Consider the following 21283-nt stretch of genomic DNA (forward strand, 5'->3'; position numbering starts at 1 on the left):
TCGGCACGTAGAGCAACCGGTCAAAATCGCATCTCCGCCAGCTTTCGTGTGAAGCTGGCCGCTTCATGCGCGTTGACGTCCGCGGCACGGATCAGATTGTCGAAATGGCTGGTCAGGATGCGGATCGGCTGCGTGGCGTTCAGCACCAGATACATGTCGCCGACGTAAATGGCGGCGCGATAGGGCCCGAAGATGGTGTAGGGGATCGAATAGCGCATCCGCCCGTCATAGAGAAACAGGCGGAAGGTGGGATAGAGGTCGTCGAGCAGCGTCGCCATGTGCAGGAGCTGCTGGTGGCGGTCGGCCTCCGGAAAGCGGTCCCACACGCCCAGCCCGCGCGCGAAGATCTCCAGCGTGTGGCGCGGCATACAGACTTCCATGTCGGTTTCGGGCCGTCGGTTGTAGTCGATGCGGTACTGCGTCTCGCCGGCCTGTGCCTCGCGGCTCTTGTTGGCGATGACAGCTTCGTAGTCGACAAGCGCCTCGGTGCGCAGAAGATCGGGAATGCCGGCCGGCACATAGCGGATTTTCGTTCCCGCCGCCTCGGCATGCCAGCGAGCCAGCAGCGTGCGGTCGAAGCCGTCCGGCGCCTCCTCGATCTCAAGGCTCTCGCGGATTTCACCGGTGACGCCCTCATCGTGACTGAGGCCGAGCAGCCAGTCGAGCGAGACTTTGAATTCGGCGGCGATGTTGAGCAGCGTTTCAGCACGGGGAAGGCGGGTCGAGGCGCCGGAGAGCAGCTGCGACAGTGCCGAACGGTCAATGCCAACCGCGGCGGCGAAGGCTGATTGGTTCAAATCGGACCTTGTCAAGAGCATTTTCAGGCGCTCGCGAAAGATCGTCGACAGGTCGCGCTTGTCCAAATCGCTACCCCATTCAATAGGAGGAAAAATTTGCGCTTAAAGCCGCGAACGCGGGCTTCAGGCGCAAATGAATCCTGTTGGCTGTTTACAATACATAACATATGCAGCTGAAAATGCGCAATCGCAACAGTTTGTGCGCTTTATCGCGTTGCGCCGACGCAACGCTCCTGACACAATGTTGTCAGGAATCAAACGGGTTCCGGCGACTGGAAGGCAGTGGTCGATAGCATGACGAGCATGGGCAACAGGCGACACGGCGCAATGGCCATCGAATGGCCGACAGCATTTCTCGCACTTCTCTGCTACGGCGGCTGGCTCGCTACCGGCTTCCTGCTCTGGCCCTCTTACCCGCTGCTGGCACTCGCCTTTCTGACCCTGATTGCGGCGCTGCAATCCTCGCTGATGCACGAGGTCCTGCACGGCCACCCAACCCGGAATGCGCGGCTCAACGAAGCCTTTGTGTTCCTGCCGATTGGCCTTGTCTGGCCGTTTCGCCGGTTCAAGACCATTCATCTGCGCCACCATGCAGACGAGCGCCTGACCGATCCGCTCGATGATCCCGAAAGCTATTACAAGGCTCTCTGGCAGCACGAGGAGCTGCCGTCGGCGATGAAATTCCTGCTGAAGGTCAACAACACGATGATCGGGCGTTTGGTGCTAGGCCCGTGGCTTTCCTGCATCGGCTTTTTCATCGACGACGCCAAGCAGGTTGCCGCGGGCGACAAGTCCATCCGCAAGGCATGGCTGCTGCATGCGATCGGCCTCGTCGTGGTGCTGCCTGTCGTGCAGTTCGGCTTCGGCATGCCGTTATGGCTCTACATACTGGTGCCGGTGTGGCTTGGGCAGTCGCTGATTTCGATCCGCACCTACGCCGAGCACCAATGGTCTGAACATCCGGAAGGCCGCACGATCATCGTCGAGCGCTCGCCGCTGTCCTTCCTGTTCCTCAACAACAATCTGCATTTCGTCCATCACAAGAGCCCGACGGTGGCCTGGTACAGGCTGCCGAAGCTGTTCGCCGACCGCCGCGACGAATGGCTGCGGATGAACAATGGCTACGCCTATCCGAACTATTTCGCGCTGCTCAAGGCCTATGCCTTCAAGGCGAAGGAGCCGGTCGTCCATCCCGTGCTGCGGCGCATGCCGGAACCAGGACGCGCATTCAAGCCGCGCGTCAGGGCACGCAGCCTCAATGGGCTTGGCAGCGCACCGGTACCCGCCGAGCCGCCGAAAGAATGATTCTTGCGTTGTTGCAGGCGGTGCCGCGCGGACGACGCTTTCCTGACCTTGTCAATTTCCCCGCATAACGGTCAAATCCCGGCATGAGCGAATTCATTGCGGCTTTGCCGATGTACGACTGGCCGGAAGCGCGGGACGATGTCGACGCGCAATGGGCGCGGCTGCGCGATGCTTTCAGGCAAAAAGGCATCGATGCGCCGGAGACGATCATCCGCCGCACCGGCGATTTGCCCCCCGTACCTGGCGGTATTCGCGATGATCAGGGAAAACCCATCGCGCCCGATCCGGCGACATTGCCGCCGGACGAACTGGATTTTCACCAGCTCTGGCTGCATCCGGCGCTGCTCTTTGCACAAACCTGCTGGGGACCGATGGAACTCGGCCTGTCGCAGCGTGTCCAGCTCATCGGCCAGCCGCGTTACGACGCCTTCAAGGGTGGACAGGGCGAACTCTATTCGAGCGCCATCGTCATGAGGGCGGGCGAGGCACCGCCGGCAAGGGCGCCGGCCGACGGCGGTGCCGTCATTCCGCTCGATCAGCTTCGCAGCAAGCGCTTCACCTTCAACAGCCTCGATTCCATGTCGGGCATCATCGCGCCAGCCCGCGACCTGCAAGCATTGGGCGAGAGTTTGGATATCTTTTCCGGGCTGAGCGAAAGCTGTGGGCACCGTGCTTCGATCGTTGCCGTTGCCGAGGGCAGGGCGGACGTCGCGGCGATCGATTGCGAGAGCTGGGCGCTGGCGCAGCGTTTCGAGCCGGCGGCGCAGAAGGTGACGGTCGTCGGCTGGACAAGGCGGCGCAAAGGCTTGCCGTTCATCACCGCCAGGACGACGCCGGAAACGATCGTCGCCGCGATGCGCGAGGCGATCGCGGCGCTCACGTAAAGCGCGTCGCGTTCGGTCGGCCTCATGCGACGCGCTTTAGATTTTTGTTTTATGCATGTCGTTATCGCAAAGCCGCTGCACAGTTTTGCGCGACATGCATTAGCATCGCTCAGCCGCCAAGCAGCCGATTGTCGAGCGGGTAGGTCGAAAGCTTCTCGTAGCCGGTTTCAGTGATCAGGATCTGTTCTTCGATCTTGACGCCTTCGTAGCCGCCAAGCCGACCGATATAGCTCTCGACGCACAGCACCATGCCAGGTTCGAGCACTCCGTCCGGTGTGTCGTCGGTCCAGTCGCCAGCATGCGGCAAAGTCGGGTATTCGTCGGCAAGGCCGACGCCGTGATAGAGCACCCCGTAACGGGCCGGGAAGCAGTCTCCCGGTGGCACTGACGAGCCCTCGACGAGGTCGCGGAACGATATGCCCGGCCGCATCAGCTCCGTGTTGTGGGCGATCTGGTCGGCGGCGATGCGGAACAGGTCGCGCTGCTCCTGCGACGGCGGCGCGTCACCGCAAAGCCAGGTGCGCGAAAGGTCGGCGCAGAAGCCGTAAGGACCGATCAGGTCGGTGTCGAAAGCGACGAGCTCGCCGGCCTTGATCGTCCGCGACGAACACTCCTGGAACCATGGATTGGTGCGCGGACCCGACGACAGGAGCCGGGTTTCGATCCATTCGCCGCCGCGCGCGATGTTGCCGCGATGGAGTTCGGCCCACAATTCGTTCTCGGAGATGCCAGGCCTCAACGCCTTCTCCATCTCGCCCATTGCCGCCTCGCAAGCGGCGATCGCCCGGCGCATGGCAAGGATTTCGTCGGGCGATTTGATCAGCCGCGCATTTTCCATCACCGCCTCGCCATTGCCGGTCGAGATGCCGAGGCGGGCGAGCTCTTCGATGCCCTCGGGATTGATGTGGTCGACTGCGATGCGGCGATTGCCGCCGCCATGTTCCAATACCAGGTCGGCGATGCCGGCTGCCCAGCGGCGGGCTTTTTGGCCGGTCAGCTCGCCGCTGTACAGATAAGCCCACGACACCGCCGGCCGCACCTCGTCGACGACGCCGGAATGATCGGAAAGGTGCTCGCAGGAGAAATAGTCGAACAGCACCACCGGGCCATCGGTGGCAACGAAACAATGCCTGGTCCGATTGTGTGCGACCCAGAGCTGCATGTTGGTTGCGTCGGTGGCATAGCGGATATTGACCGGATCGTAGAGCAGGGCTCCCGCATAGTCGCGGCGCTTCAGCTCGGCGCGGATGCGCTCGAGCCGATATCGGCGCATGGCGGGCAGGTCAGGAGCAGCAATGCCCGTCGCCTGCCATTCGACTTCCGCCAGCGCTCCATAGCCCAGCGCATGCTGGTTGAGTTCAGCGGCCTTCAGCCGCGATTTTTTGTGCAGCACATCGTTCGAGCCGTCCGGCTCGAACGGCATGATCTTGCGGTGATGACGGGGCCGGTCAGTCGGGTTCCTGTCCACCCTCGGCTCCTCCGCTAACGCCTTCCTTGGGCGCCGTGGTTTCTCCCACCGCCATTCTCTTCAATCTTACATAGGCGCCGGCCCGGGCGGACTTGCCGGTGCCGCGCAACAGCGGAACCATCATTTGCCGTGGTTGGCCGTCCGGCTCATAGCCGGCCGCTTTGAGCTGCTCCAAAATGACCGGACGCGGATCGTCTCGGTCAAGCCAGACGAGTACGGCCGGCTCCTGCATCAGCGTTTCGAAATTAGGCACTTCCTGGTCAAGTGCGACCAGGTTTTCATCGACCAACCGCAGGTTTCCGACCCATGCACCATCAGATATTGCGGTTTTGACCGGTCCGTCCGCAGTCAGTTGGCGATAGAGGGCGGGGTAATCCACGCGGATCATCCGCGAGAGGCCACTGGTCCCGTTTATCTGGACGTACCAGGTGGCGGGCGCGAGCAGCACGGCGATGATCGCTCCAGCCGCGATCACCAGGAGCTGCGCATTCCTGCCGCGCGGCGCCAGCCGTTCCATAGTGGCGACGATGGCCAGCGGCAACATGAACAGGACCGGTAGCAGCCAGCGGTCCTTGACCACCGTCACGCCGGTGGCAAGTACAAGTACTGCAAGCATGGCCAAGCCGAGCGCCAAGGTACGCCACAACAGAATTTCCCTTGCCGGACCTTTCGGGTGCCGCTCGGAGAAACGGAACTTCGCCAGCCAGAACGTGAGGGCGGAAACGAGCACCGGCAAGACCGCGAAATTGAAGGTGCCCATGATAAACTTGCCGGCGCCGACAAAGGCCGCCGCCACGCGCCCTTGTTGCGCGTCTATTCCGAACTTCTCGCCTCTCGACAATAAATCGGCGGGATGCATGAGGCTCCAATAGGTGGTTGGCGCCAGCACCAATATCGCGACCGCTATGCTGATGGCGAACTTCGGATCGAGAATCGCGCTGCGCCATTCGCGCAGCGACAGCACGGCCGCAACAAGGGCCACCACGAGGAAGACATCATTATATTTGGCAAGAATTGCCGCCGCCGTGGCCAGGCCAAACGCCGCATAGGCGATCATGCTTCGCCGCTCGAGAAGATAGGCCATGGCCAGCAGGAGCAGCGAGCAGAAGCCGACGACGGCGACGGAATGCGACAAGGCGCGCTGCGATTCCCAGACGATCTGCGGGATCGTAAACAGGCCGAACATGGCCGCCGCCGCTGTCGCTTTGGTGTAGCTGAACCGCCGCATGGCGGCGAACACGCTGCAGGCGGCAAGGAACAGCACGGAGTATTTGACGAGCTTCAGCGTGAAGATACTGGTGCCGAAAACATGCGCGGCCAGCCAGTTGATCCAGGTGTACAGGGGTGGTTGCGAGCCGCCATATCCAGCCCAGAGATACGGAACATAGATCAGCTGCTCCGCATCATCGATGCCGACGCCGGTTCCCGCCCAAGAGCTCAACAGGGACAGTATGATGGTCTGCAAGGCAAAGTAAGCCGCGACCATGACGATCGCCGCCGGGAAGGGGCCGATCCGTCCCTCGGCCAGCCACTCGGCCCATCTCAGATTGTACTTCAATGAAATCTCATCGCCCTTGCCAGCAGAGTGTTGCCGGCTGCGCTAGCATGAAGAGTATGCTCCGCACAATGCGACCGGCTGGCTGCGCCTACGTCCTCATCTTTTCGCCGCTCGGGTCGAAAGGCGGTTCGACATTGACGCGTGCGGGACGCCGGTGCCCGAGGATTTCGATCTCGAACAGGCCGGCGCTCTCGTTCTCGGCAAGCGCCGCCGGTACATATCCCTGCGCCATCGACTTCTCGACATAATGCGCATAGCCGCCGGAGGTGACCCAGCCGACCACGCGCCAGTCGCCGTCGACAATGCCGCGCACGGCAGACGCGCCTTCGGCGGCGTTCGAGCCGCGCACTTCCTTGCCGCCCGCGTCGAAGCGCGGCGCGCCATAGCCATGCGGCTTTTCCACGGTGCCGTAATCCTTGCCGCCGACCTTGGCCCAGATCGGCTCGTCGCCCATGACGTCTGCATCCGCGGCATCGACGATGAAGGAGACACGGCGCAGTTTCGGCCCTTCTGCCTGTTCCTTGGCCGCTGCTTCCCGGCCGATGAAGTCGTTCTTCTCCAGCTTGATGAAGCGGTCCATCGAGCCTTCGAACGGTCCGTAGATCGGACGTAGCTCGCGGAACCAGGTCGGGAAGTTCTTTTCAAGGCGCATAGAGAGCAAAGCCCGCATGCCGAAATCGACAAGCCCAAACTCTTCGCCAGCCTCCTTGATCGCCTTGTAGACCAAGCGCTGGTAGGCAGGCGCCATCCATATCTCGTAGCCGAGGTCGCCGGTGTAGGTGATGCGATTGACCATGCAGGGCGCGCCGCCGACCGCCATTTCGCGGAAATCCATAAAGCGGAAGGCCGTGGTCGAGATGTCGACATCGACCAGTTTCTGCAGCAGGTCGCGGGATTTCGGCCCGGCGATGGAGAGACCGACCAGCGTCTGGTCGAAGCGGTGGATGCGGATGCTTCCGTCCTTCGGCAGATGCTTCTCGAACCAGCGCATGTGGTATTTTTGCGCTGCCGAAGAACCCCATATCATGAAGCGTTCTTCCCCACCCCTTGGGCTCGCCTTGGCGATGGTGAAGTCCCCGATCAGCCGGCCGAACTCGTTCAGCATGGGCGTCAGCACGATGCGGCCGGTCTTCGGCATGCGATTGGTCATCAGACGGTTGAGGAAGTCCTCGGCCCCTGGTCCGGAGACTTCGTATTTGGCGAAGTTGGCGATCTCGGTGACGCCGACCTTCTCGCGGGTGGCGCGCACTTCCTCGCCGATCGGGCCGAAATCATTGGAGCGGTGGAAGGACACAACGTCCTTCGGCTCCGAGCCTCTCGGCGCGAACCAGAGCGGGGTTTCGAGACCCCAGCTGTCGCCCATGACGGCGTTGTTGGCGATCATGGTGTCGTAAAGCGGGGTCGTCTGCGCTGGTCTTGCCGCCGGTAATTCCTCGTTGGGAAAGCGGATGGAGAAACGGCGCGAATAATTTTCGCGGACCTTTGCGTTGGTATAGCGCAGCGTTGCCCATTCGCCGAAGCGCGCAACGTCCATGCCCCAGACGTCGAAGCCGGGGTCGCCATGGACCATCCAGTTCGACAGCGCCAGGCCGACGCCGCCGCCCTGGCTGAAGCCGGCCATGACGGCGCAGGCGCACCAGAAATTGGTCAGGCCCTGCACCGGGCCGACCAGCGGGTTGCCGTCCAGCGCGAAGGTGAAGGGGCCGTTGATGATCTGCTTGATGCCGGCCTTTTCGATGCCGGGGAAATGCTTGAAGCCGATCTCGAGCGACGGCGCGATGCGGTCGATGTCTGGCTGCAGCAGCTCGTGGCCGAAATCCCAGGGCGTGCTGACCGGCGACCACGGCTTGCAGGCCTTTTCATAGGTGCCGAGCAGGATGCCGTTGCGCTCCTGGCGGGTATAGATCTCGCCCTTGAAATCGAGCACGCCAATCATCTCGCGGCCGGTCGACTTGTTGAATTCCTCGACCTCCGGCATCGGCTCGGTCAGGAGATACATATGCTCCATGGCCAGCACCGGCAGTTCGATGCCGACCATGCGACCGATCTCGCGCGCCCACAGGCCGCCGCAGTTGACCACATGCTCGGCTTTGACTGTGCCTTGCTCAGTGACGACGTTCCAGGTGCCGTCGACCTCCTGCGTCAGTTCCACGACGCGGTTGCGCAGTACGATCTCGGCGCCTAGCTTCCTGGCGGCCTTGGCATACGCATGGGTGGTGCCGGAAGGGTCGAGATGGCCCTCGACTGGATCCCACATGGCGCCGACGAAATTCGTCTCGTCCATCAGCGGGAACATTGCCTTGGCTTCGGACGGCGTGATCAGTTCGGTGTCCATGCCGAGATAGCGGCCCTTGGCGTGGGCGAGCCGCAAGAAGTCCATGCGCTCGGGCGTGTCGGCCATCATCACGCCGCCGGTCAGGTGCAGCGAGCAGGATTGACCGGAAATCTCCTCGATCTCCTTGTAAAGCTGCACCGTATAGGCCTGCAGCTTGGCGACGTTGGGGTCGCCGTTCAGCGTATGGAAGCCGCCCGCCGCATGCCAGGACGAGCCGGAAGTGAGCTCCGAACGCTCGATCAGCATGATGTCGGTCCAGCCAGATTTGGCCAGATGATAGAGCACCGAGCAGCCAACGACGCCGCCGCCGATGACAACCGCTTTTGCATGAGATTTCATGAAGATAGATCCGTTTTTGAAGAGATTGAATCGAGTGAGCGGGGCGCGAAAACAAAGCGGAGATGGGATACAGCGATGTTTCGGGCCAGCCTGCCATCAAGACGGAGTGGGGGTCGACTACTCATCAGATGATCAAAAATCGGTCGGCGCGCCGCCTTCGGCCCGGCGCTTGTCGACGAAGGCGTTGAGCTCCTCCCGGATTGCCGGATCCATGTAAGGCTCTTCATAGGAGGCCAGCCGTTCCTTCCAGACGCGATTGGCCTTTTCGAGCGCCGTCGGCGATCCGGCCTCCGCCCAACTCTCGAAATTGCGCCAGTCCGAGATAATAGGCGCATAGAACGCGGTCTTGTAGCGGTCCTGCGTGTGCTGGGTGCCGAAGAAATGGCCGCCGGGGCCGACGGACTGTATGGCGTCGAAACCGAGTGCTTCCTCGGAAAGATCGAGCGGCGTCAGGAACTCTGCGACCATCTGCAACAGGTCTATATCCAGGATGGTCTTCTCATAGGAGCAGCGCAGGCCGCCTTCGAGCCAGCCGGCGGCATGCATCATCAGGTTGCCGCCGCCCTGGATGGCGCCCCACAGCGAGAACACACTTTCATAGGCGGCCTGCGCGTCGACCGTGTTGGCTGCGCAGGTGTTGGAGGTGCGGTAGGGGATGTTGTAGCGGCGGGCGAGCTGCCCGCCGACCAGCTGCGCCTTCATATATTCCGGCGTGCCGAAGGCCGGCGCGCCGGACTTCATGTCCACATTCGAGGTGAAGCCGCCGTAGCCGACAGGCGCGCCCTTGCGCACCATCTGCGCGAAGGCGATGCCGGACAGCGCCTCGGCATTCTGTTGCACCAGCGCGCCGGCAATCGTCACCGGCGCCATAGCGCCGGACAGGGTGAACGGCGTCACGATGACCACCTGGCCCTTGCTCGACATCTGGATGATGCCTTCCATCATCGGCACGTCGAGCTTGAGCGGCGAATTGGTGTTGATGATGGTGAATACCGACGGCTCCGCAAGCAACTGCTCATGGCTGATGCCACGTGCGATCCTGGTGATCTCGATGCCGTCGACGTTGCGCTCCTTGCCGAGCGAATAGATGTGGAACATCTTGTCGGTCAGCGTGGCGAGGTCACGTATGCATTCAAGGTGGCGGACGGACGGATGGATGTCGATCGGCTCGACCGGATAGCCGCCCGTGCAGTTCAATATGTTGTGCATCTGCGCAAGCTTGAGGAAGTTGCGGTAGTCCTGCTGGTTGCCCGGCCGGCGGCCGCGGTCGACGTCGGAGCAATTGGGCGCCGACGCCATCATCGAGATGATCAGATTATCGCCGCCGAAGCGCACGTTGTGCGCCGGGTTGCGGGCGTGGATGGTGAATTCCGGCGGGCAGTGCGCAACCAGTTCCAGGATCATGTCACTGTCGAAGCGCACCCGCTCGCCGCCTTCGCGTACATCGGCGCCATGCGCCTTCATGATGCGCCGGGCTTCGTCATGCAGCACGTCGACGCCGATTTCCCGCAGCACGCGCAGAGAGGCGAGGTGGATAGATTCCAGCTCGTCGTCGGAAACCAGCCGGGTCGGCGCCAGCGGGTTCTTCAACTGCCGAAACGGCGGCTGCTCGAACGCCGCCGATCCGCCGGCACGCTTTCCCGCGCGGCCGCCGCGACGGGCGCGGTCGTTTGCCAATGCAGGTTCGGCGGGCTGAATGGCGGCGGTCATGATAGTCCTCGTACGCTGCGGCAATGCGGCGGCATAATGGACTGCCGGCCGGCCAGCCATTGCGGAGGCGGCGACCACTAGGACGAGGGAAGCGACATGCCTGAAGGGCAGCCGGAGGGATCGTCAGGCTCTTATTCTCTTCCGGCTGGCGCAAGCGGTTTTCGTTGCCGGTGCTTACCGCGATGAAAGCGAAACGCTAGTCCTGCATCATGGACCGGGCGGAACAGGACAGCGGCGAGACAGTGCAATGGGCGGCGATCACCGGCGTGATCGCCACCGTCTCGGTGTTCGCCATCGCGCAAGGGCTGAGCTATCCGCTGTTGAGCTTCATCCTGCAGCGCCAGGGCGTCTCGCCGGCCATGATCGGCCTGTCGGCGGCAATGACGCCGATCGGCTTCATCGTCTCGTCGCCGCTGGTTCCGGCGCTGGCGGGGCGTTTCGGGGCAGGGCGCACCGCGCTTACTTGCGCGGCACTTTCCGCGCTGGTGCTGGCGCTGATCGGCTGGACGCAAAATGTCTATCTGTGGTTTCCTCTGCGCTTTTTGATCGGCGCCGTCACCAACCCGCTCTACGTGCTGAGCGAAGTCTGGGTGATCGCACTGGCGCCGCCGACACGCCGCGGCCGCGTCATGGGCATCTATTCGACCATCATTTCGGCGGGCTTTGCGGCGGGGCCGCTGTGCCTGCTTGCCGTCGGCACCGAGGGGTGGCCACCGTTCGTCGTCGGCATTGCCGCATTCCTGTTTTGCGGCGCCTGCCTCGCCTCGGTGCTGGCACGGCTGCCCAAGGTCGACGAGAGCGGGCACCGGGTTTCGGTCCTGGGGTTCGTGCCGCAGGCTTGGCTGTTGTTATCGGCCGTCGTCGTGGCCGCCGGTTTCGAACAGGCGGTGCTCGCCTTGCTGCCGGTCTACGGAACACATTATGGCATTGCGGAAGCGCGCATGTCGGCGCTGCTGTCGGTGATGATCGCCGGCAACATCGCTATGCAGGTGCCGCTCGGCCTGCTGGCGGAACGACTGACAGCGCGGCTGGTGCGGTTCATCTGTGTTTCGATGACGGTGCTCGGATGCGTTCTGTTGCCGGTTCTCATCGAGACGCCGCTGATCTGGCCGTGCGTCTTCATCTGGGGCGCGGTTTCCTACGGCATTTACACGATGTCGATCATTGAACTCGGCGAGCGGTTCACCGGCTCGGCACTGGTCGCCGGCAACGCCGCCTTCTCGCTGATGTGGGGCGTCGGCGGCATCGCCGTGCCGCCGCTGGCGGGCAGCGCCATGGATGTTGTTGGCGCCGGCGGCCTGCCAATGACGCTCGGTGCCATTTGCCTGGCGCTGGCAGTTGTAACGGTCATTCGAAGACGGATGGTGTGAATGCCAGAAAGCCGCCGTTTCTGACGAATGACTTGAATGTAAGCGGCCCCATGTCGATCTTGGCTATGTCGCCACCCGACTCAACCGGAGACCTCATGAGCAAATCGAATACCAAGGGCCAGCCGGGTTCGGCGGCCGAAGACCCGTTTCTCTGGCTTGAGGACAGGAGGGGCAAGCAGGCGCTCGACTGGGTGCATCACCAAAATGCAGTTACGGTCGGGGAGCTGCAGGGTGATCCGTCCTATCAGATGTCGTTCGAGACGGCGCTCGACCTGATGACAGCCGAGGATAACATCGCCGTCGGGGCCGCTATCAACGGCTACGTCTATAATTTCTGGCAGGACCGGACGAACGTACTCGGCCTCTGGCGGCGCACCACCGTCGCCTCCTACAAGACCGACAAGCCGGAATGGCAGACGATCATCGACTTCGACAGTCTGGCGGCGAAAGAGGGGGTGAAATGGGTGTTCAGCGGCGCCAGCCGGCTCTACCCCGACTTCAGCCGCTGCCTGCTCAACCTGTCGCCGGATGGCGGCGATGCCAGCGAGATGCGCGAATTCGATATCGAAAGCAGATCGTTCGTCGATGGCGGCTTTCGCGCTCCTGCCTCGAAATCGAGCTTTAGCTGGCTGGACGAGGACACGGTTATCGTTTCCGCCGCCTTCGAGGAGGACGACAAGACCCAGTCCGGTTATCCGCGCGTGGTCAAGCTTTGGCGGCGCGGCACGCCACTGGAAGCGGCGATGCCGATCTTCGAGGCGCTGAAGCAGGATCTTGCCGCCGGCGGGTCCGTCGAATTCGACGGCGACAAGCGTCATGTCTTCCTCGCCCGAACCATCGACTTCTTCGCCTCGCACAGTTTCCTGCGGCTGCCTTCCGGCGAGAACAGGCGCATCCCGTTGCCGGACGACGTCACCGATACAGCGCTGTTCAAGGGCCAGCTCGTCTTCGGCGTGCGTACCCCGTGGACTGCGCCGGGCGGCACTCTGTGTAAGCCCGACGGACTCTATTCACTCGATTTCGAGCGCTGGATCGAAACCGGGCTATTCAGATCCCTCGATACCGTGCTCGAGCCGGCGCACCGTGTCTCGATCGCCGGTATTGCCCGCACGCAGGACCGGCTGTTCATCAATTTGATGGACAATGTGCGCGGCAAGGTCGTCGCCGGCAAGCGCAGCGACAGCGGCTGGGAGTTCAAGCCCGTGGCGTTGCCCGAAAACGGCAATGTCGGCATCAGCCATGCCGAGCATTTCGGTTCCAGCGTCTCCTTCTCCTTCACCGATTTCCTGACGCCGAGCTCGATCATCTGGTCGGACGACAACGCTGCGGGGCTGGCAACGGTGAAGTCGCAGCCGGCGCGTTTCGACGCGTCGTCCCTGCTCTCCGAACAGTTCGAGGCATGCTCGAAGGATGGCACGATGATCCCGTACTTCGTCGTCAGGAAGCGCGACTTGCATGGACCCGTGCCGACATTGCTTTACGGCTATGGCGGCTTCGAAGTGCCGCTGCTGCCCGGCTATGCCGGCGTGCGCGGCAGGCTGTGGCTGGAGAAGGGCAATGCCTATGTGCAGGCCAACATCCGCGGCGGCGGCGAGTTCGGCCCGAACTGGCACCAGGCAGCGCTCAAGGCCAATCGCCAGAATGCCTTCGACGATTTCGCTGCCGTCGCGCAAGATCTGATCAAACGCGGCATCGCTACGCCCGCCACACTGGGCATCCAGGGCGGATCGAATGGTGGCTTGCTGACCGGCGTCTCGCTGACCCAGCACCCGGAATTGTTCGGTGCAGTGATCATCGACGTGCCGTTGCTCGACATGCTGCGTTACACCGAGCTGCCGCCCGGCGCGTCATGGATGGCCGAGTATGGCGATCCGGCGAAGTCGGAAGAGGCAGCCTGGCTCGCCGCCTATTCGCCCTACCAGCATGTAGACACGGATGCAGCCTATCCGCCGGTGTTGCTGACGACCTCGACCGCCGACGATCGCGTCCATCCCGGCCATGCCCGCAAGATGGCGGCACGGCTGCAGGCGGCCGGCCACGGCAAGACGCTGTTCTTCGAGGAGACTGAAGGCGGCCATGGTGGACGCGGCGACCGGCGGCCGCAGGCCGCACAGGCGGCGATGAAGTACGTCTTCCTGCAGCGGGCCCTGACTGGCACCAATTGACTGGCACCAATTGACCGGCGTCGCTTGACCGGCACGGCTTGAACTGAGGGCTCGAGGCAGCCTAAGGTACATGCATGGCTCGGCTGGCGAAATCGAGTTGCGCATTTGGGGTGGCGGTGACGCCGTCGTCGCGCACGCTACGCGCCGAGCTGTTGCGGCTCTGCGCTCGCATCGGCTATTCGCCGCCCGCTGTCCTCTGACGAATCCGCCCCGGCGCGAAAGCTGCCGGATTGGTTCAAGAGGAAAGACCAGACATGACCTACCAGAATTATTCGCTGAAGCAGCTTCAGCAGATCGATGCCGCGCATCACCTTCATCCGTTCACCGACCACAAAGAGATGCGCGAGACCGGCTCGCGCATCATCACCCACGCCAACGGGCCGTTCATCTATGATGCCGAAGGGACGGAAATCCTCGACGGCATGGCTGGGCTGTGGTGCGTCAATGTCGGCTATGGCCGCGACGAGCTTGCCGACGCCGCCTACGCCCAGATGAAGGAGTTGCCCTACTACAACTCTTTCTTCAAATGCTCGACGCCGACGCCGGTTCTGCTGTCGAGAAAGCTGGCGGAGATCGCGCCAAGGCACATCAACCAGGTGTTCTACGGCTCGTCCGGTTCGGAGGCCAACGACACGGCGCTGCGCCTGGTCCGTCACTATTGGGTGCTGGAAGGCAGGCCCGAGAAGAACCGCATCATCTCACGCAAGATGGGCTACCACGGCTCGACCATCGCCGGCGCCTCGCTCGGCGGCATGGATTTGATGCACAAGCAGCTCGGAGGCGCCGTGCCCAACATCGTCCATGTGATGATGCCCTATGCCTATGAGCTCGCACTGCCCGGCGAAAGCGACCATGATTTCGGCCTGCGCGCGGCAAAAGCGGTCGAGGACGCCATCCTCGAAGCCGGCGCCGACAAGGTGGCCGCCTTCATCGGCGAGCCGGTGATGGGGGCAGGCGGGGTGAAGATCCCGCCGATGAGCTATTGGCCGGAGGTGCAGCGCATCTGCCGCAAATACGATGTCCTGCTGATGCTGGACGAGGTCATCACCGGATATGGCCGCACTGGCGAGTGGTTCGCCGCACAAGCCTTCGATGTCGAGCCCGACACCATCACCACGGCCAAGGCGCTGACCTCTGGCTATCAGCCGCTGTCGGCGCTGCTGGTCGGCGACCGCATCGCGGCGACGCTGGTCGAGAAGGGCGGCGAATTCTATCACGGCTACACCTATGCCGGGCATCCGGTGGCCTGCGCGGTGGCGCTGAAGAACCTCGAGATCATCGAGCGCGAAGGCCTGGTCGAGCGCGTGAGGAACGACACCGGGCCTTACTTCGCCAGGGCGCTGCAGGAACGTCTCGGTGGGCACGATCTGGTCGGCGAGGTGCGCTCGTTCGGGCTGATGGGGGCGATCGAGATCGTCAAGGACAAGGTGACCAAGGAGCGCTTCCTGCCTGCCGGCAGCGCGGCGGTGATGGTTCGCGACCACGCGATTGTCCAGGGCATGATGCTGCGCGCTACCGGCGACACGATGATCCTGTCGCCGCCGCTGATCTGGACGCGCGAGACGATCGACATGGCCTGCGACCGCATCGCCACGGCGCTCGATCTGGCGCAAGCGGATTTGCGCAAGGGGTAAGGTAGAACCATCGCCGGGCGACCTGCAGTCGGACGCTCGGCGATCGCTGCGTCGATCGCCGAGCAGATGGTCGAGGACGTGGACAAAGTCAGTTCGAATTCGGCTGCGGGTGGAAACGCGGCCTTTGGCGCGCCAAGCCTACCTCACTCCCCGGCTGGCAAAACTCGTCCATGCCGAGCGCGGCAGGCGTGCGAACGGCGCCCGTCTTGTCACCTGCCGCCGATCAGCGTGACTTCCGTAAGCCATCCGTAAGTCCGGTCCTGTCAACGTCGCCTGATCGACTTCAGCAAGGGATCATTCGTTCAAGGAGACCAAAATGGGCGACTAGCTGTCCTTAGCGCCACGTCGCAACGAATAGCGCCACGTTGAAGAGCGAACAAGTCGAGCGGTGTGCAAATTGAAGCATGCTTGCTTTCCCAATTGAGGCATTTGGCGAATCCAAATCTGAGGGAGTGACACATGTTTAAATATCTGTCTCGGGAGGGTCTCACGCGCGAACAATCGGAAGCCCTGGAAAAGGCCGCGTTCTTGATCATCAGCGCGCGGAGAGAAGCCGCGGCGCTACTGGCGCGGGCGGGAGTAACTTTACTGATGATGGGTTTGGGTTCGGGAACCCTTGCAACGCGCATATAGAGGCGCACAGCAACTGCCCGTGCAACGATTACACGGGCGATGGTGGGCCATGTTTGACGCAGACTACCCTCGATACGGCCTTCCCCCCGTCCCGGAGTTGCGGCCATCCACCATCAAAACATCTCTCCACGTAAGGCGTATTGGAGACAGTTGATGCGCACCATTTCTTTGATCCTAGCCTTGGTTATGCAATCGGTCATCACTGTATCTCTTGCGCAGGACGCCAAAACACCTTTCAAAAGGCCGGTTCCAGAAGAGCACAAGGGCTTCGTGGCGGAAATTGAGAGTGTTTTCAGGAAATATCCAAAGGCGATCGCTCGCTACAAACTCGTGGATATCGGCCTCGTAAATATTGGCGAGATGCCGCGCGTGGAGTGCACAGTAGAATGCGAGTTTGATTCTACTTGGGGCGGATGGTGCAAAGACCGTTGTGATACGGAACGCGAAGAATAGCACCCTGCCGGTTTCCATTGCCCGGTTGCTAGTCGACAGACACGCGCTTTATGATGGCTGCTGAAGCGCCGATCGGGCCCGTTGCCCGAGATCGTTGTGCGGGAGGGACACTATGGCCCAGCAGGAGCAGTGGCAGCTGGAAGGCAGCGCCGCGGACCTCTACGAGCGCTACCTGGTCCCGGCAATCACAGCCCTATGGGCTGCGGACCTGATGGATCGTGCTGCGCCTCAATCTGGTGAGCGGATTTTGGACGTAGCTTGCGGCACCGGCGTGGTGGCACGCTCGGCGGCCGAGCGTATGGGAAGTGGGCAGGTCGTCGGCCTCGACATCAATACGGGCATGCTCGCCGTTGCTCGGTCGCTCCCGAGAGGCGCTGGAGCGCGTATCGACTGGCACGAGGGAAGCGCGCTCGAAATGCCGTTCCCTGACTCCGCCTTCGATCTGGTTCTTTGCCAGCTCGGACTGCAGTTTTTTCCGGATCGATCTAGTGCGCTCCGTGAGATGTTCCGGGTTCTGGTGCCTGACGGCCGACTGGCTTTAAACGTTTTCAGCGCTATTGAGCACACTCCTGCGGCGAAGGCGCTGGCGGATGCCTTGGATCGACACCTCGGTCCAGGCGCTTCGGCAACGAAAAGGTCTGAGCATTCACTCGCCGATGCGGACGAGCTTTACCGATTGGTGGCCGAGGCGGGATTTCGTCAGGTGACCATCCACACGACGACACAAAACATCCGATTTCCCTCGTCTAGGGAATATGTGCGACTACAGCTGGCAGCGACTCCGCAGGCCGGGCTGGTCAGCAGAATTGATGCCGGGCATCGGGAAGCAGTCATCGCAGCGATCACCGGTGATCTAGATTTTTCGCTGGCAATCTATTCAACTGAAGGGGAGCTGATGTTCCCCCAAGAGGCCCACGTCGTGCTCGCACGCAAGTAGCGTAGCTGACTGATGAGCCATGGCACCGACGCGCTGGGGGATTGGGGCGCGACCACCTGTGGGTCGACGTAGCTCAGGACAGCAGCCACGACGCCGACGATCATCTGGAGACACGCCAGGGCGATCGCCTCATTGTCCTTGAAGAATGCGAAACGCAAAAACCGCGCTCCATCGGAACGCGGCTTTGCCAGATACGCATGGCGCTTCGCCAACAATACACTTGCGAAACTTACGGCGAAACTTACGGGCTCCGGTACGCGAGACCTGATCCGGAGCGCCGGGCGGATGTCCGCCTCGCAATCCGTTTTAAACGCATATCGTTACTGCAGGGTTAGCAAGAGCTTAAGCAAACCTAAATTTGCCGGCTTTCCGCTTTGGGCAGATCGAAAACCTGTGAACCTGGAGCTTACGCCGGGTCACCACGGAGGAAATTAATGATGCCGGAAAAATCCGCGCCGGCATTCCCTTGTGCGTTGAACAGCGCATAAAGCTGGGCTGCCTCGGCGCCGAGCGGCGTTGCTGCACCGACGCTCTGTGCGGCCTCCTGCGACAGTTTCAGGTCCTTCAGCATCAGTGCCGCCGCGAAGCCAGGCTTATAGCCATTGTTGGCGGGCGATGTCGGCACCGGGCCGGGCACCGGGCAATAGGTGGTCAGCGACCAGCACTGGCCGGACGAGGTCGAGGCGACGTCGAACAGCGCCTGGTGCGACAGGCCGAGCTTTTCTGCCAGCACGAAGGCCTCGGCAACGCCGATCATCGAAATGCCCAAAATCATGTTGTTACAGATCTTCGCCGCCTGTCCGGCGCCGTCGTCGCCGCAATGAACGATGCGGCCGGCCATCGGCTTGAGGATTGGTTCGGCCTTGGCGAAGGCATCCTTCGAACCGCCGGCCATGAAGGTCAGCGTGCCGGCCGCCGCACCGCCCGTGCCGCCGGAGACCGGCGCGTCGATCGACAGCAACCCGTGCTTGGCGGCGATGGCATGGGCCTTTCGAGCCGACTCGACATCGATGGTAGAGGAATCGATGAACAGCGCGCCTTTTTTTGCCCTGGATACTATGTCTGCGTAAACCGACAGAACATGCTTACCGGCTGGCAGCATGGTGATGACCGCATCGGCGTCTTTCACCGCCGCAACGGCGTTGGCCATGATGACGACGCCGTGTTCCCTGGCGATGACGAGATTCTCCGGCACCAGGTCGAAGCCGTGCACGGCGTACCCGGCCTTGACCAGGTTGGAGGCCATCGGATTGCCCATATTGCCGAGGCCGATGAAGGCGATGGTGGTCATAATGGCGCTCCGTGGTTTGGGTAGGCAGTAGGCAGTAAGCGACCTATTCGGGCGCAAGTTTGCTAATAAGTTGGCGAAGCATTTTCCCGATGCCCTCGGTCGCTAAAAGCACGTGATAAGCTTGATCATACGTAGCAAGGCCAATGCGTTCGGCGATCTGGAGGTGTGTCTCGAACTCCTTCAGCGATCCCTGGGCAATCCTGAGAAATTGCTGATAGGAGCGTCTGTTGTCTCGGCCGTAACCTTCCGCGATGTTTGCGGGAATAGAGGTTGCTGAGCGGCGGATTTGGCTGGTTAACCCATACAATTCCTCTTTTGGCCATGCCTTGGTCAGGGAGTAGGTGGTGACGGCCAGATCCATCGCCTGCTGCCATACGATAAGATCCTTGTACGAATTGATCTTGCCGGTCATCTTTCTGCCTACTGCCTACTGCCTACTGCCTACTGCCTACTGCCTACTGCCTACTGCCTTACCGTCCGATCAGGGCGCGAGCGATGATGACGCGCATGATCTCGTTGGTGCCTTCGAGTATCTGGTGGACACGCAGGTCGCGCACCAGCTTCTCGATGCCGTAGTCGTGCAGATAACCATAGCCGCCGTGCAGCTGCAGGGCGTCGTTGGCGACGTTGAAGCCGGCGTCGGTGACGAAGCGCTTGGCCATCGCCGACCATTTCGAGGCCTCCGGCGCGTTGCGGTCGAGCTTCGAGGCGGCGGTGTAGAGGAAGACGCGCGCTGCCTGCAGTTCGGTCTCCATGTCGGCAAGCTTGAACTGCGGCGCCTGGAACTGGTTGATCCTCGAGCCGAAAGCCTTGCGTTCGGCGGTGTAGGCGAGTGCCTTGTCGAGTGCCGATTGCGCGCCGCCGAGCGAGCAGGCGGCGATGTTCAACCGGCCGCCGTCCAACCCGGCCATGGCGATGCCGAAACCGGCGCCTTCAGCCGACAAAAGATTTTCGGCCGGCACCTTGCAGTCCTCGAAGACGACCTGGCGCGTCGACTGCATGTGCCAGCCCATCTTGTGCTCGTTGGCGCCGAAGGAAAGGCCCGGCGCATCGTTCGGCACGACGAAGGCGGAAATGCCTTTCGGCCCGTCGGCGCCGGTGCGCGCCATGACGACATAGAGGTCGCTGTCGCCGGCACCGGAGATAAACTGCTTGGCGCCGTTCAGCACATAGTCGCCGCCGCTTTTGACCGCACGCGTCTTCAGCGCCGCGGCATCGGATCCCGAACCCGGCTCGGTCAGGCAGTAGCTTGCCAGCCATTCCATCGAGGTCAGCTTCGGCAGGAAACGCCGGCGCTGCTCGTCGCTGCCGAAGCGGTCGATCATCGATGCCGCCATGTTGTGGATCGAGATGAAGGCGGAAAACGCCGGATCGGCCCGCGAAAGCGCCTCGAAGATCAGCACGGCGTCGAGCCGGCCGAGCCCCGAGCCGCCGACGTCGTCGGGGACATAGATGCCGCCAAGGCCGAGCGGACCTGTCTCGCGGATCACATCGGCGGGGAAATACTTGTTGCGATCCCAGTCGAGTGCGTTCGGCGCCACACGGTCGGCGGCGAAGGCTTGCGCCATCTCCTGGATGGCGCGCTGGTCCTCGTTGAGTTCGAACTGGCTGGTGCTCGCATCGACAGCGGCGTCCATGACGTGCTCCCTGATGTTTCCGGCCTGCTGGCCTGATCGTTTTTGGCTTTGCGCGCCGTCCAATCTAGACCAATGATGCCGCCGCGCAACCCGATCGTCTCCGTCCAACCATCTGGGCAGCGGCTGTGTGCGAATGCGCTTTGGAGCAAAGTGTGACGACAACTTTCGACGAACTGCTTGGATGCTTCCATGCCTATCTCCAGACGTTCGATGATGCGCTGGTGCGCGACGCCATGGCCCGAATCGACTGGGACATGCCGGGCCGGCCGCTCGAACCGCATGCACTGCCTTGTCTCGTCCAACTCGGCCGGATCGTCGAACTCGCTCCCGCTGCGGCCAAGTCGCTGGCGCGGCTGGTTGCGGAGCGTCGCGGCGATCTGCACTGGGGCCAGACCTATGGCGAGGCGGATTTCGGCACGGTTTTCATCGACAATTACGGCTGGCTGGAGGTGTTCGGCACACGCGGCCATTTCGTCAATGACGAGGTCGCGGGCGGCCTGCTGATCCTTGGGCCCGACATTGTCTACCCCGATCACCACCATGTCGCGGAGGAGATCTACATCCCGCTGACCGGCGGCACCGAATGGCGCATGGGCGACGGCGGTTTTCGCCTTCGAGCGGCGGGCGAAGTGATCCACCATGCCTCTGACATCAACCACGCCATGCGCACCGGCAAGGAGCCGCTGCTGGCGCTCTATCTCTGGCGTGGCGGGCCACTGGCGGCCAAGTCGACGATCACCGCAACCGTTGCGCAGGGCAGGGACTGA

Annotated in this window: 16 protein-coding genes and 1 pseudogene; 9 read left to right on the forward strand and 8 right to left on the reverse strand. The window is 62.3% G+C overall.

Translation table 11 applies throughout. The annotated features are described in order from the left end of the window. Nucleotides 1–20: 20 nt before the first annotated feature. A complete protein-coding gene (locus NKJ81_RS03695) occupies nucleotides 21–863 on the reverse strand; it encodes a helix-turn-helix domain-containing protein (RefSeq protein ID WP_352539665.1) in 843 nt (280 codons plus the stop codon). A 228-nt stretch (nucleotides 864–1091) separates the two neighbouring features. Between NKJ81_RS03695 and NKJ81_RS03700 the strand changes: the two genes are divergently transcribed. Further along, complete coding sequence (locus NKJ81_RS03700) at nucleotides 1092–2102, forward strand: fatty acid desaturase (RefSeq protein ID WP_352539666.1); 1011 nt, start codon at nucleotides 1092–1094, stop codon at nucleotides 2100–2102. An 83-nt stretch (nucleotides 2103–2185) separates the two neighbouring features. Next, entirely contained in the window at nucleotides 2186–2986 is an 801-nt protein-coding gene (locus tag NKJ81_RS03705) for a phosphate/phosphite/phosphonate ABC transporter substrate-binding protein (RefSeq protein WP_352539667.1), read from the forward strand. A 109-nt stretch (nucleotides 2987–3095) separates the two neighbouring features. Here the strand turns inward: NKJ81_RS03705 and NKJ81_RS03710 are convergent, their stop codons facing one another. From NKJ81_RS03710 to NKJ81_RS03725, 4 genes are all read right to left on the reverse strand, one after another. After that, nucleotides 3096–4409 (reverse strand): M24 family metallopeptidase, encoded by a 1314-nt coding sequence (locus NKJ81_RS03710; RefSeq protein WP_352539763.1) that lies wholly within the window; start codon nucleotides 4407–4409, stop codon nucleotides 3096–3098. 25 nt (nucleotides 4410–4434) lie between these two features. Further along, the gene (locus NKJ81_RS03715) at nucleotides 4435–6012 is read right to left on the reverse strand and encodes an ArnT family glycosyltransferase (RefSeq protein ID WP_352470301.1); all 1578 of its coding nucleotides are present in this window, start codon (nucleotides 6010–6012) and stop codon (nucleotides 4435–4437) included. 88 nt (nucleotides 6013–6100) lie between these two features. Further along, nucleotides 6101–8686 (reverse strand): GcvT family protein, encoded by a 2586-nt coding sequence (locus NKJ81_RS03720; protein WP_352539668.1) that lies wholly within the window; start codon nucleotides 8684–8686, stop codon nucleotides 6101–6103. A 132-nt stretch (nucleotides 8687–8818) separates the two neighbouring features. Continuing rightward, complete coding sequence (locus tag NKJ81_RS03725) at nucleotides 8819–10396, reverse strand: trimethylamine methyltransferase family protein (RefSeq protein ID WP_352470303.1); 1578 nt, start codon at nucleotides 10394–10396, stop codon at nucleotides 8819–8821. A 209-nt stretch (nucleotides 10397–10605) separates the two neighbouring features. Between NKJ81_RS03725 and NKJ81_RS03730 the strand changes: the two genes are divergently transcribed. From NKJ81_RS03730 to NKJ81_RS03755, 6 genes and pseudogenes are all read left to right on the forward strand, one after another. Further along, on the forward strand, nucleotides 10606–11766 hold the full coding sequence (locus tag NKJ81_RS03730; RefSeq protein WP_352470304.1) for an MFS transporter: 1161 nt from the start codon (nucleotides 10606–10608) through the stop codon (nucleotides 11764–11766). A gap of 95 nt (nucleotides 11767–11861) precedes the next feature. Beyond that, nucleotides 11862–13931 (forward strand): prolyl oligopeptidase family serine peptidase, encoded by a 2070-nt coding sequence (locus tag NKJ81_RS03735; protein ID WP_352539669.1) that lies wholly within the window; start codon nucleotides 11862–11864, stop codon nucleotides 13929–13931. A 254-nt stretch (nucleotides 13932–14185) separates the two neighbouring features. Then, nucleotides 14186–15565: an aspartate aminotransferase family protein gene (locus NKJ81_RS03740; protein WP_352539670.1), complete on the forward strand. Its 1380-nt coding sequence runs from the start codon at nucleotides 14186–14188 to the stop codon at nucleotides 15563–15565. A 459-nt stretch (nucleotides 15566–16024) separates the two neighbouring features. Beyond that, nucleotides 16025–16332 (forward strand): annotated as a pseudogene (locus NKJ81_RS03745) (DUF6422 family protein). A gap of 19 nt (nucleotides 16333–16351) precedes the next feature. Further along, a complete protein-coding gene (locus NKJ81_RS03750) occupies nucleotides 16352–16651 on the forward strand; it encodes a hypothetical protein (protein WP_352470307.1) in 300 nt (99 codons plus the stop codon). Nucleotides 16652–16763: 112 nt separating this feature from the next. After that, nucleotides 16764–17588 (forward strand): class I SAM-dependent methyltransferase, encoded by an 825-nt coding sequence (locus NKJ81_RS03755; protein ID WP_352539671.1) that lies wholly within the window; start codon nucleotides 16764–16766, stop codon nucleotides 17586–17588. A gap of 406 nt (nucleotides 17589–17994) precedes the next feature. Here NKJ81_RS03755 and mmsB read toward each other — a convergent pair whose 3' ends face one another. The 3 genes from mmsB to NKJ81_RS03770 are packed head-to-tail and all read right to left on the reverse strand — an operon-like array spanning nucleotide 17995 to nucleotide 20516. Beyond that, a complete protein-coding gene (mmsB, locus tag NKJ81_RS03760; protein ID WP_352539672.1) occupies nucleotides 17995–18879 on the reverse strand; it encodes a 3-hydroxyisobutyrate dehydrogenase in 885 nt (294 codons plus the stop codon). A 43-nt stretch (nucleotides 18880–18922) separates the two neighbouring features. Further along, complete coding sequence (locus NKJ81_RS03765) at nucleotides 18923–19291, reverse strand: four helix bundle protein (RefSeq protein WP_352539673.1); 369 nt, start codon at nucleotides 19289–19291, stop codon at nucleotides 18923–18925. A gap of 58 nt (nucleotides 19292–19349) precedes the next feature. Further along, on the reverse strand, nucleotides 19350–20516 hold the full coding sequence (locus NKJ81_RS03770) for an isobutyryl-CoA dehydrogenase (RefSeq protein ID WP_352539674.1): 1167 nt from the start codon (nucleotides 20514–20516) through the stop codon (nucleotides 19350–19352). A gap of 152 nt (nucleotides 20517–20668) precedes the next feature. Between NKJ81_RS03770 and NKJ81_RS03775 the strand changes: the two genes are divergently transcribed. Continuing rightward, a complete protein-coding gene (locus NKJ81_RS03775; protein WP_352539675.1) occupies nucleotides 20669–21283 on the forward strand; it encodes a dimethylsulfonioproprionate lyase family protein in 615 nt (204 codons plus the stop codon).

Source organism: Mesorhizobium sp. M0018 (genome assembly GCF_040323955.1).
GTDB lineage: Bacteria > Pseudomonadota > Alphaproteobacteria > Rhizobiales > Rhizobiaceae > Mesorhizobium.